At 62.5% G+C, this 11,738-nt stretch carries 10 protein-coding genes; 7 read left to right on the top strand and 3 right to left on the bottom strand.

Annotated elements, in window-relative coordinates:
• Positions 1 to 158 precede the first annotated feature (158 nt).
• Positions 159 to 713 carry a cob(I)yrinic acid a,c-diamide adenosyltransferase gene (locus VFE81_RS03130; RefSeq protein ID WP_325043190.1) on the bottom strand — a complete coding sequence of 185 codons (555 nt, stop codon included), beginning with the start codon at positions 711 to 713 and terminating at the stop codon, positions 159 to 161.
• Between the two features lie 237 nt (positions 714 to 950).
• On the opposite strand from VFE81_RS03130, the gene VFE81_RS03125 reads away from it, so the two are divergent.
• From VFE81_RS03125 to proC, 6 genes are all read left to right on the top strand, one after another.
• A complete protein-coding gene (locus tag VFE81_RS03125) occupies positions 951 to 2,366 on the top strand; it encodes an FAD-linked oxidase C-terminal domain-containing protein (RefSeq protein ID WP_325043189.1) in 1,416 nt (471 codons plus the stop codon).
• 99 nt (positions 2,367 to 2,465) lie between these two features.
• Entirely contained in the window at positions 2,466 to 3,959 is a 1,494-nt protein-coding gene (locus tag VFE81_RS03120; protein ID WP_325043188.1) for an FAD-linked oxidase C-terminal domain-containing protein, read from the top strand.
• Between the two features lie 149 nt (positions 3,960 to 4,108).
• Positions 4,109 to 5,197, top strand: a complete 1,089-nt coding sequence (gene glcE, locus VFE81_RS03115) for a glycolate oxidase subunit GlcE (protein ID WP_325043187.1) — start codon at positions 4,109 to 4,111, stop codon at positions 5,195 to 5,197.
• An 8-nt stretch (positions 5,198 to 5,205) separates the two neighbouring features.
• Positions 5,206 to 6,432, top strand: a complete 1,227-nt coding sequence (gene glcF, locus VFE81_RS03110) for a glycolate oxidase subunit GlcF (protein WP_325043186.1) — start codon at positions 5,206 to 5,208, stop codon at positions 6,430 to 6,432.
• Positions 6,433 to 6,636: 204 nt separating this feature from the next.
• Complete coding sequence (locus VFE81_RS03105; RefSeq protein WP_325043185.1) at positions 6,637 to 7,335, top strand: YggS family pyridoxal phosphate-dependent enzyme; 699 nt, start codon at positions 6,637 to 6,639, stop codon at positions 7,333 to 7,335.
• A gap of 57 nt (positions 7,336 to 7,392) precedes the next feature.
• Positions 7,393 to 8,208 (top strand): pyrroline-5-carboxylate reductase, encoded by an 816-nt coding sequence (gene proC, locus VFE81_RS03100; protein WP_325043184.1) that lies wholly within the window; start codon positions 7,393 to 7,395, stop codon positions 8,206 to 8,208.
• A 167-nt stretch (positions 8,209 to 8,375) separates the two neighbouring features.
• Here proC and ubiA read toward each other — a convergent pair whose 3' ends face one another.
• Positions 8,376 to 9,239, bottom strand: coding sequence for a 4-hydroxybenzoate octaprenyltransferase (gene ubiA / locus VFE81_RS03095; RefSeq protein ID WP_325043183.1), 864 nt, complete (start codon positions 9,237 to 9,239; stop codon positions 8,376 to 8,378).
• Between the two features lie 292 nt (positions 9,240 to 9,531).
• Positions 9,532 to 9,684: a hypothetical protein gene (locus VFE81_RS03090; protein ID WP_325043182.1), complete on the bottom strand. Its 153-nt coding sequence runs from the start codon at positions 9,682 to 9,684 to the stop codon at positions 9,532 to 9,534.
• Between the two features lie 273 nt (positions 9,685 to 9,957).
• Between VFE81_RS03090 and VFE81_RS03085 the strand changes: the two genes are divergently transcribed.
• Positions 9,958 to 11,738 (top strand): DUF6531 domain-containing protein (locus VFE81_RS03085; protein ID WP_325043181.1); only part of this gene is annotated, 1,781 nt, incomplete at its 3' end.

Raw genomic sequence — 11,738 nt, 5'->3', positions numbered from 1 at the left:
GGTTCATGCTGGCCTCCGCGCGGGAAATCGCCGGGATGTGCCGTGTGCACATCGTGCGGCTCTGGCAGTAATGCTAATCCGCGTCTGGTTCCTCACGGCGGGCCAGCCGCTGACTCACGGAAAGTCATACTGCCTAAACCGGGGACTAAAGCGCGGCGTTAGCCGGCGCTACGATCGTGCTGCCATAACACGTCGCTGCCGCCGTCCGAGCGATTGAGCACGCGCGCGAGCACAAACAGCAGGTCGGACAACCGGTTCACATACTGGCGCGGCGCCTCATTGATCGCCTCGCCTTCACCGAGGGCGACAATCGACCGTTCCGCCCGCCGGCACACCGTGCGGCACACATGCGCAAGCGCGGCCGCGCGCGAGCCGCCCGGAAGAATGAATTCCTTCAATGGCGGCAGGGTCGCGTTGTAATCGGCCAGCCAGTCGTCGAGTTGGCCGAGATGCCTGTCGGTAATCATCGTATGGCCGGGGATGCAGAGTTCGCCGCCAAGATCGAACAGGTCATGCTGAATCGCAACCAGCGCCGCCCGCACGTTGTCGGGCAGCATTTCGCACAGCAACACGCCGAGATTCGAATTGAGTTCGTCGACGTCGCCGATTGCGGCAATGCGCGTGCTGTCTTTGCGCACGCGGCGGCCATCGCCGAGACCTGTGGTGCCATCGTCGCCCGTACGGGTGGCGATCTTGCTCAAGCGGTTGCCCATGATGTCTCCGATCCATTCATTCAGTAACGATGCGCCAGCGCGGCGCCGGTGAATCCATCCAGCGAATCCGGCAACTAAGCCACCGGTTTGGCCACCGCGTTTATCCATATTGCGCGCATCGTGGGGTCGCCGCCATTATAAAAGCGGGCAGCCGCCTCCGACGCCGGTCCGCGGGTGATCGGCGTAAAATGAAGCACAAGCTGTAGAACAGCTCCGCCCCAATATCAGGAGACATGCGTGAATCATCCCGTGCCGCCGGCCCCGCTGCGCCGGCCGTTTCCCCCCGAGTTGCTGACTGCACTCAAAGCCGCTTTCGGCGAACGCGTGTCCACGGCAGAAGCCGTGCGTGCCCATCATGGCCGCGACGAATCGCCGTTCGATCCCCAACTGCCCGACGCCGTCGTATTCGCGCGCAATACGGAAGACGTGCAAACCATCGTCAAGCTGTGCGGCCAGTACAACGTGCCGATCATCCCCTACGGCAACGGTTCCTCACTCGAAGGACATCTGCTGGCGGTGCAAGGCGGTGTGTCGATCGATCTGTCGGAAATGAACCGCGTGTTGTCGATCAACGCCGAAGACCTGACCGTCACGGTCGAACCCGGTATCTCGCGCAAGCAGTTGAACGAAGCGCTGCGCGACACCGGCCTGTTTTTCCCGATCGACCCGGGTGCCGACGCGAGTATCGGCGGCATGTCGGCTACGCGTGCCTCAGGCACCAATGCCGTCCGCTACGGCACGATGCGCGAAAACGTACTCGGGCTGACGGTGGTCCTCGCCGACGGCCGCGTGATCAAAACCGGCACGCGCGCGCGCAAGTCGTCGGCGGGTTACGACCTCACACGTCTATTCGTCGGCTCGGAAGGCACGCTCGGCGTGATTACCGAAATCACCGTGCGGCTGTATCCGCAGCCGGAGGCGGTCTCGGCCGCAGTCTGCACGTTCCCATCGATGGGCGATGCGGTGCGCGCGGTCATCGAAACGATTCAGATGGGGGTGCCGGTTGCGCGCGTCGAGTTCGTCGACTCGCTCGCGATCCGCTCGATCAACCGCCATTCGAATCTGACGCTGCGTGAAGCGCCCACGCTCTTCTTCGAATTCCACGGCACCGAAGCCGGTGTGAAAGAGCAAGCCGAGCTGGTGCAGGAGCTCACCGCGCAGAATGCCGGTGAAGGCTTCGAATGGGCGACCCGGCCGGAAGACCGCAGCCGCCTGTGGAACGCGCGTCACAACGCCTATTTCGCAATGCTGCAACTGAAGCCCGGCTGCCGCGCCGTCACGACCGATGTCTGCGTGCCGATCTCGCGTCTCGCGGAATGCGTGGTGGAAACCGAGCAGGATCTGAAAGCGTCGCCGCTACCGTGCCCGATCGTCGGTCATGTCGGCGACGGCAACTTCCACGTCGCGATCCTGATCGATCCGAACAAGCCGGAAGAGCTCGCCGAAGCGGAGCGCCTGAACCACCGCATCGTACAGCGCGCGCTGCGCATGGACGGCACCTGTACGGGCGAGCACGGCGTCGGTCTCCACAAGATGAACTTCCTGCTCGAAGAACACGGTGAAGTCGCCGTCGACACGATGCGCTCCATCAAGCATGCGCTCGATCCGCGCAATCTGATGAACCCGGGCAAGATCTTTTCCTGGGCAGCTTGAGACATCATCAAGGCCGGGTTACGGCTGCGGCAACGCCTGCTGCCGCATAACCCGGCTTGACCGGGCATGCAGGGTGAAAGACACGAGGAGACACGTCATATGAACGCACCCGTCGAACTGACGGCCGAAGTTCTCGCCCAGCGCCAGCGCGAAGTCGTGCAGGCGCTGATGGCCGTGCTGCCGACCCACTGTCTGCTGTATCGCGAAGAAGACACTGTCGCCTACGAGTGCGACGGCCTCGCTGCCTATCGGCGTCTGCCGCTCGCGGTCGCATTGCCCGAGACAGAATCGCAGGTGCAGCGCATCGTGCAGATCTGTCACCGGCTCGACGTGCCGATCGTGCCGCGCGGCGCGGGCACCGGTTTGTCCGGCGGGGCGATGCCGATTCGTCACGGCGTGGTGGTGTCGCTCGCGCGCTTTCGCAAGATCGTCGAAGTCGATTCGTACGCCCGGACCGCCACGGTGCAACCGGGTGTGCGCAATCTGTCGATTTCCGAAGCCGCCGCGCCGTATGGCCTTTACTACGCGCCCGATCCGTCGTCGCAGATTGCCTGCACGATCGGCGGCAATGTCTCCGAGAATTCGGGCGGCGTGCACTGTCTCAAGTACGGCCTCACCGTGCATAACGTGCTGCGTGTGCGCGCCGTGACAATGGAAGGCGAAATCGTCGAATTCGGGTCACTCGGGCCGGATGCGCCCGGGCTCGATCTGCTCGCGGTGCTGATCGGCAGCGAAGGCATGTTCGCGATCGTCACCGAGGTCACCGTCAAGCTGATCCCGAAACCGCAAACGGCGCAGGTCATCATGGCCAGTTTCGACGACGTCGTGAAAGGCGGCAACGCAGTCGCCGGCATCATTGCGGCGGGCATCATTCCGGCGGGCCTGGAGATGATGGACAAACCGGCTACGCGCGCCGTCGAAGAGTTCGTCAAAGCCGGCTACGACCTCGACGCGGCGGCAATCCTGCTGTGCGAATCGGACGGCACGCCGGAAGAAGTGGCCGACGAAATCGTGCGCATGACCGCGGTGCTGCGCGAACAGGGCGCAACGCGCATCCAGATCTCACGTTCGGAAAACGAACGGCTGCGCTTCTGGTCCGGGCGCAAGAATGCGTTTCCGGCGGCAGGCCGCATTTCACCCGATTACTACTGCATGGACGGCACCGTGCCGCGCCGCAGTATCGGACCGCTGCTGGCGCGCATCGAAGTGATGGAGAAGAAGTACGGCCTGCGTTGCATCAACGTATTCCACGCCGGCGACGGCAATATGCACCCGCTGATTCTGTTCAACGGCAACGATATGGATGAGTGGCACCGGGCCGAAGCCTTCGGTTGCGACATTCTCGAAACGTGCGTCGAACTGGGCGGCACGGTGACCGGCGAGCACGGCGTGGGCATCGAGAAAATCAATTCGATGTGCGTGCAGTTTTCGCCTGAGGAGCGCGACGCATTTCATGCGGTCAAACGCGCCTTCGACGCGCCGGGCTTACTCAATCCCGACAAGGGCATTCCCACCCGCGCCCGCTGCGCCGAATACGGCAAGATGCATGTGCGTGGCGGCTTGCTGCCGCATCCTGACCTGCCGCGGTTCTAAGGCGTCTGCGGGCTATGCACGCATCCCGCATAGCCCGCACCGGCGCTTCTTCCCAGCTCCCACCCTGATTACCCGATGCGGGTCCGCTCCGGGTTGCCAGCGCGCCGCCGCCCGGTACAATCAATCGAAACACAGCGAAGCAGGACACCATGGAAGAGGACGACATCGTCGCCGTTTGGTCTGAACGCGTGCGTTCAGCCAGCGCCGAAGGGCGCACATTGCGCATCCGTGGCGGCGGCACCAAAGACTGGTACGGTCAGACGCTGGAAGGTGACATCCTCGACACGCGCGCTTATCGCGGCATCATCGCCTACGATCCGGCCGAACTGGTCATTACGGCGCGCGCAGGCACGCCCCTGCTGGAGATCGAGGCCGCGCTGGCCGAACACGATCAGATGCTCGCCTTCGAGCCTCCGCACTTCGGGCCGCAGGCGACCTTCGGCGGCTGCATCGCGGCGGGCATCGCCGGTCCGCGCCGCCCGTCCGCCGGTGCGGCGCGCGACTTCGTGCTCGGCGCGGTCATCATGAACGGCCAGGGCCAGACGCTGCATTTCGGCGGCCAGGTGGTGAAGAACGTCGCCGGTTATGACGTCTCCCGTTTGATGGCGGGCTCGCTGGGCACCCTCGGGCTGATCCTCGAACTGTCGGTCAAAGTACTGCCGCTGCCGCAGGCCGAAGCCACGCTCAAATTCGATATGAACGGTACCGACGCGGTCCGCAAGCTCAACGAATGGGGCGGCCGTCCGCTGCCGATCACGGCAAGCGCATGGCGTCACGGCACGCTGGCCGTGCGCATGGCCGGCGCGGAAGCCGCGGTCAAAACGGCGCGCACCGCGCTCGGCGGCGAAGTCGTCGATGCCGTGGAGGCTGAGCGCTTCTGGGCCGGCCTGCGCGAACAGACCGACTCGTTCTTTTCGGCCATCCCGCCGAAGGCAGCGCTGTGGCGCCTCGCGCTGCCGTCGATCACCGAACCGCTGCAATTGCCCGGCGCGCAATTGATGGAATGGGGCGGCGGCCAGCGCTGGTGGATCACCGACACCGACGCGCAAACCGTGCGTATCAGCGCCAAACAGGCCGGCGGCCACGCCACCATTTTCCGTACCTGCCACGGCTACGACCGCAGCGCCGGGGTGTTCACACCACTACCCGCACCGCTGATGAAAATCCATCGCGGCCTGAAAACCGCCTTCGACCCGGCCCGCATCTTCAATCGCGGCCGCCTCTACCCCGACTTCTGAGCGACGCGATGCAAACCAACCTCGCGGACTTCATTCGTAACACGCCCGATGGCGACGAAGCCGACGCCATCCTGCGCAATTGCGTGCATTGCGGCTTCTGCACGGCGACCTGTCCGACGTATCAGATACTGGGTGACGAACTCGACGGCCCGCGCGGTCGCATCTATCTGATCAAGCAGATGGTGGAAGGCGCCGAGGTCACGCGCAGTACCCAGGTGCATCTGGACCGCTGCCTCACTTGCCGCAGTTGCGAGACGACCTGCCCATCCGGCGTGCAATACGGCCGGCTGGTCGAGATCGGCCGCAAGATCACCGAGGAAAAAGTCACGCGCCCGCTCCGTCAGCGGATGGTGCGCCGACTGCTCGCGAGCTTCGTGCCGAACAGCGCGCTGTTCACGCCAGTCATGCGCCTCGGTCAGCACTTCCGCCCGCTCCTGCCCAGAAAATTGCGCGACAAGGTGCCCGCGCGGCAGCGTCCGCTCGAATGGCCGACCGCGAAACATCCGCGCAAGATGCTGATGCTCGCGGGCTGTGTGCAACCGTCGATGATGCCGAACGTCAACGTCGCGACGGCACGAGTGCTCGACGCACTCGGCGTGGAAACCTTGATCGCGCCCGAAGCAGGCTGTTGCGGTGCGATCCGTCTGCACCTGGGCTACAACGACGAAGCGCTCGACGACCTGCGCGCCAACATCGACGCGTGGTGGCCGTATATCGAACAAGGTGTGGAAGCGATCGTGATGAACGCGTCCGGCTGCGGCGCGACAGTCAAGGAATACGCACATTTACTGCGCAACGATCCCGCGTATGCGGAGAAGGCACGCCGCGTGACCGAGCTGACGCGCGACGTCGCGGAAATCCTGCCGGAGTTCGAAGAGGCGCTCGTCGCCGTGACGCGCCGCCGCGCGATCCATACGGTAGCGTTTCATCCGCCGTGCACGTTGCAGCATGGTCAGCAGGTGCGCGGCAACGTCGAACATCTGCTGACGGCACTCGGCGTCGAAGTGCGCCTGCCCACGGACAATCACCTCTGCTGCGGTTCGGCCGGCACGTATTCGCTCACGCAGCCGAAGCTCTCGTACGCGCTGCGCGATCAGAAGCTCGAGCGGCTGCAGGCGCAGGAGCCACAGGTAATCGTATCGGCGAACGTCGGCTGCATTGCGCATTTGCAAAGCGGCACGTCGACGCCGGTCGCGCATTGGATCGAACTGGTGGAACATATGCTGTCCGCCTGAGGCGATCGATCTTGAGGCAAGCGCGGCACGTGGCTTCCCGCGTGTCACGGTGGCCGCCTTCGCCCCCCTGCCGCAGGCCGCAACCCGGTTGCGCAACGAAGTTCGTGACCCGGTTGGCGACATTGCCGATCAGGACCGCAACGGTATGAAGCAGCGTCCGTATAATTCATACATTGTCTTTCGCTCGATTTCCGGTTCCGCCCCATGCCCGATCTGATCCACAACCTCGAAGCGGTGCAGCAGCGCATCGCCCTCGCCGCGCACGTAGCCGGACGCGACGCGCGTTCGATCGCCCTGCTCGCAGTCTCGAAGACGTTTCCCGCCGAAGACGTGCGCGCCGCCTATGCAGCCGGCCAGCGCGCGTTCGGTGAGAACTACGTGCAGGAAGCCATCACCAAAATCGAAGCGCTGGCGAATCTGCGCGCGTCGCTCGAATGGCATTTCATTGGACCATTGCAATCGAACAAGACGCGGCCGGTCGCCGAAAGCTTCGACTGGGTGCATTCGGTCGACCGCTTGAAGATCGCGCAGCGACTGTCGGAGCAGCGCCCGGACAACCTGCCGCCGTTGAACGTCTGCCTGCAGGTCAACATTAGCGGTGAAGCGTCGAAAAGCGGCGTGAGCATTCCCGAGGCTGTGGAAGTCGCGCAGGAAATCGCCGCGTTGCCGAAGCTGAATCTGCGCGGTCTGATGGCGATTCCGGAACCGGCCGGCAATATCGAAGAGCAGCGTGTGCCGCATCGGCAATTACGCGAACTGTTCGAGCGGCTGCGTAACGACGGCCTTGAACTCGATACGCTCTCCATGGGCATGTCGAGCGACCTCGAGGCCGCCGTGCTGGAAGGCGCAACGATGGTGCGCGTCGGCACCGCGATTTTCGGCGCGCGAGATTACTCTAACTGACCGTATCGGGCCTTTCTTCCCTTTCCAGACGCCTCACGGGACATCTTTCGGAACATCATGAAAATTGCTTTTATTGGCGGTGGCAACATGGCCGCCGCGTTGATCGGCGGCCTCATCAAGCGCGGCGTCGCGCCCGCGGACCTGTACGCGATTGATCCCAACGAAGACGCGCGCAAGCGCAACGAGCAGCAATTCGGCGTCAAGACCGACGCGGCCGCGGCCGCCGCGCTTGCGTCGTACGACGCCGTCGTGCTGGCCGTGAAGCCGCAGATCCTGAAGAGCGTCGCCGAGGCACTCGCGCCGCATCTGAAGGCCTCGCAACTGGCAATCAGCATCGTCGCGGGCATTCGCATGGATGACATGTCGCGCTGGCTGAACGGCCACGCGCGCATCGTACGCGTGATGCCGAATACGCCGGCGCTGATCGGCATGGGCGTGACGGGCCTCGTGGCAACTGGCAGCGTCGACGAAACAGGCCGCGCGCTCGCGTCGCAAGTGTTGGGCGCAGTCGGCCAAACCGTCTGGTTCGACGACGAAGCGAAGATCGACGCCGTCACCGCGATCTCGGGCAGCGGTCCCGCTTACGTGTTTTATTTCATCGAGGCGTTGCAGGAAGCCGCGCGTCAACTCGGCATGGATGAAGCGCAAGGCCGCGCGCTGGCAGTCGCGACCTTCACCGGCGCGGCGCAGTTGGCCGCGAACTCGGACGAGCCGCCGGGCCTGTTGCGTGAACGTGTGACGTCGAAGGGCGGCACCACGGCAGCTGCATTGGCGTCGTTCGATGCAAGCGGGATCAAGGACGCGATCGTGCGTGGCGCGCTCGCCGCCGATGCGCGCGCCAAGGAAATGGGCGACGAGTTCGGCAAGCTGTAAGCGCGGTCTCGCGGTCTGAAAGCCGCGCTCAGCAGTTAGGAGCGGAATGACGCCGAAAGACATACCGCCTCGAATCGAACCGAGGCGGCGTCCGCAGCGCAAGAGAACTGCAGAAGAAACGTGGAAGTGTTGCGGCCAAACTACCGCACAAAACAGGCGCGGAAGAATTAAAACGAAGCCGCCGCGTAATGCGCAGCAATGCCGACAAACAACGCGCCGCCCAACCAGTTGTTATGACGGAATGCCGCGAAGCACGCCATCCGCTCGCGGTTTCGGATGAGCGTGTAGTGATAGATCGCGCAGCCCGCCGCTGCCGCCCATCCGAGCCAATACAACACGCCGAAACCGAGCATCACGCCGATGCCGGCGTAAATCCCCAGCGTCGCCGCGTAGCAGAGCATGATCGCCGCCACGTCGAAGCGGCCGAAGGTCAATGCCGAGGTGCGGATGCCGATTTTGATGTCGTCGTCGCGATCGACCATTGCGTATTCGGTGTCGTACGCCACCGACCAGAACACGTTGGCCAGCAGCATGACCCAGGCGAGCATCGGCACGTGATCCTGAATCGCGGCGAACGCCATCGGAATGCCGAAGCCGAACGCGATGCCAAGGTAAGCCTGCGGAATCGCAAAGAAACGCTTCGTGAACGGATACGACCCCGCGACGAACAGCGCCGCCACCGATAGCTCCTTGGTCAGCGTATTCAGCGGCAAGATGAGCAGAAAGGCCAGCAGCGATAAACCGGCCGCCAGCGCCACCGCTTCCCATGCCTTGATTTTGCCCGACGTGATCGGCCGGTTTTCCGTGCGCTTCACGTAGCGATCGAAGTCGCGATCCGCGTAATCGTTGATCGCGCAGCCCGCCGAGCGCATCAGCACCGTGCCGACCGTGAAGATCACCAGCAGTGGCCACGAAGGATGACCGTCGGACGCAATCCACAGCGCGTTGAGCGTCGGCCACAGCAGCAGCAGGCTGCCGATCGGCTTGTCCATGCGCACGAGGCGCAGATACAGAGGAAGTCGGGCGAACATGGGCGGATTCGGTGAAGTGCAGGCGGTGCCGCTATTTTACGGGATGTGGGCGACAGGCAGTCTTCGGGCGGGTGAGACTGGCCTGCTGGGCGCCGAAACCGAGGCCGCAACCGCAACCGGGTCCTGAACCAAAGCCGGGTCTAAATCCAGTGCCGCAAATCGGACGACCGAAGATCTGACAGGAGACACGCTGGGAAGCCTGCGCGAACGTTTCGGATTCGACCCGTCCGACGTGTGCAAGCGTGGGGCGGATTTCAGGCCCTAAACACTGGGAGGCTAACCGGCCGCGCATTTATCGCGTGGCCAGCCACAGACGCAGCACGTTGATCGTCGTCGCCGATCCCGAGTTCGACGACGGCCCTTGCTTCGATTTGCGAATCGTTGTGTCGCGGTCAACGATGACGTGTACCGCGTGTTCCCCTTCGCTGTAAATCGTACCTTCCATGGTTTGTACCTCGCAGGATGCCCCGCATGGCGGGCGTTGTTGGCGTGCAGATTAGTGCCGCTCCTGCTTTGAAGCTGTCAATTTCAGCCGGTCTGTGAAGATGTGTCGCGCGACGGCCTTTTTCCGAATTGTCCTATTTTGACTCCCAACTCCCCGATGCAGTGTCGCCTTATTACGCATTTCTAACGACGCATTACAAAAGGGAGATGTATGAGAATAAACAAACCGTCTTGCGGGCCAGCAGGCTACCTGGCCCGTCTACTGGCTGCATTCATGCTGCTACTGGTGGCGTTCGGTGCGAACGCCGACAGTGGCGACGACATCTGTTTTCCGCTGTACGCGAGAGCAGGGGCCATTCCCGGCAATAAAGACTGCGCTTCGATTGCTGCGAGCCGGACATCAACCGGCATGGGTACGTATTTCTGCACTGCAAATGCGCAGGAAATGATCGCCCGGTACTGCAAGGGACCCGATCCTGTCCTGCCTGACGACTCCTGCCCGGTGGCGGACCCGGTGTACCCGTCTAGCGGCGCTGTGACATTGACAGAAAACGATTTCGTCAGTGGCGATGAACTGCCGGTCACGTTCACACGCACATACCGATCTACCGTGTTCCTGAAAAGTGCGAGTGCTGTCGGCCCAATGTGGTTTCACAATTGGCAACGGCAGTTGAATGTCACCGGGACTGCAGGCAGTTCTGGCAACGTCATCGCATATCGTGAAAACGGAGAGCCGTTAACGTTTATATTAACGAACGGAACATGGCGAACGAAGAGCTTTAGCGGTCTCACGCTTACGCAGAATGGAGTGGGCTGGACACTCACTGACTTGGTAACAGAAAACACCGAAACGTACTCTTCGCAAGGCATTCTGCTATCGGAGGCAACCAAGACCGGGTTTGTCAGAGCGTTGACCTATGACGGATCGGGACGGCTTGCTGCGATCACGCAGCATGGTCCCGACACCAGGGTGGTCTACGACCTCACCCTTCGCCTCGAATATGACGACAAAGGACGTATCGCGCGACTAGTCGACCCTGCGGGCCACTTCACGCAGTACCGGTACGACGCAAACAGCAATCTCGATTCTGTCACCTGGCCCGATGGAAACGTACGGCAATACGCGTACGGCGACTCTCGTTTCAAGAATGCGCTGACCGGCGTTATTGACGAGACCGGCTCGCGAATCGCAACGTGGACATATGACGCACAAGGTCGAGCGACTGCTGTCAGCCATCCCGACACGACAAAAAACGTACAACTCACCTATGGATCGGGGACGACCACTGTCACGGATAGCAATGGTGCAAGAACGCTTTCCTTCTCGACCATAGGTGACAAGGTTCGCCCAACCGGCAGCAGCGGTTCCCTATTGGGCGGAGTGACGTGGGACGCATCGGGCAGTCTCTTGACGACGACTGCGCCGGGACGCAATGCCGTCTACAGCTACGACGAAACTGGTCGTCCGGTGAAAGCGACCGTGCGGACCTCTTCCGTCATCTCGGTCACTTCGGTGCAGTACGCCGATGCAACGAGCCTTCATCCTGCGTCCGTCGCCATGCCGGGAAAGTTGATGTCATTCGTCTATGACGCCGATGGCAACGTCACGGGGTATAGCGAACGCATCACAAATGACCTGACGGGTGAAGCAGGTTTCGATGCCACCTGGGACGGACAGCAGCAGCGAACTGTTGGTGCTCGATACGACCAGTTCAATCGGTTGGCCGAGGCGATCACTTACGTCAACAACGTTAAGGCTTCGGATTGGGTCTACTTCTACGACGAAACCGGCAATCTCAACACTGCGCAGAATATCGTCTCGAAGTGGCTCTTTGGGAATCAGGATCGCGATGCGGCGCACCGTGTGACGTTGCAAACCGGAAACTACCGCACGGCACGCATTGCTTACGACGTGCGAGGACGAGTTAGTCAGTTCAAATACAACGAAGAGCCAACGAATACGAACGGCCGACTCGGCCGCCTGCTAAACGTAGACTACGGCTATTCGCCTGACGGAGGCGTGGTGTCTCGCAACGGTACGGTCGCAACGAACGG

The sequence above is a fragment of the Paraburkholderia sp. genome (assembly GCF_035656215.1).
In the GTDB taxonomy this organism is placed as follows: Bacteria; Pseudomonadota; Gammaproteobacteria; order Burkholderiales; family Burkholderiaceae; genus Paraburkholderia.
Note: the sequence above shows the minus strand (reverse complement) of the source record. Positions and strands in the feature narration are given on the sequence as shown.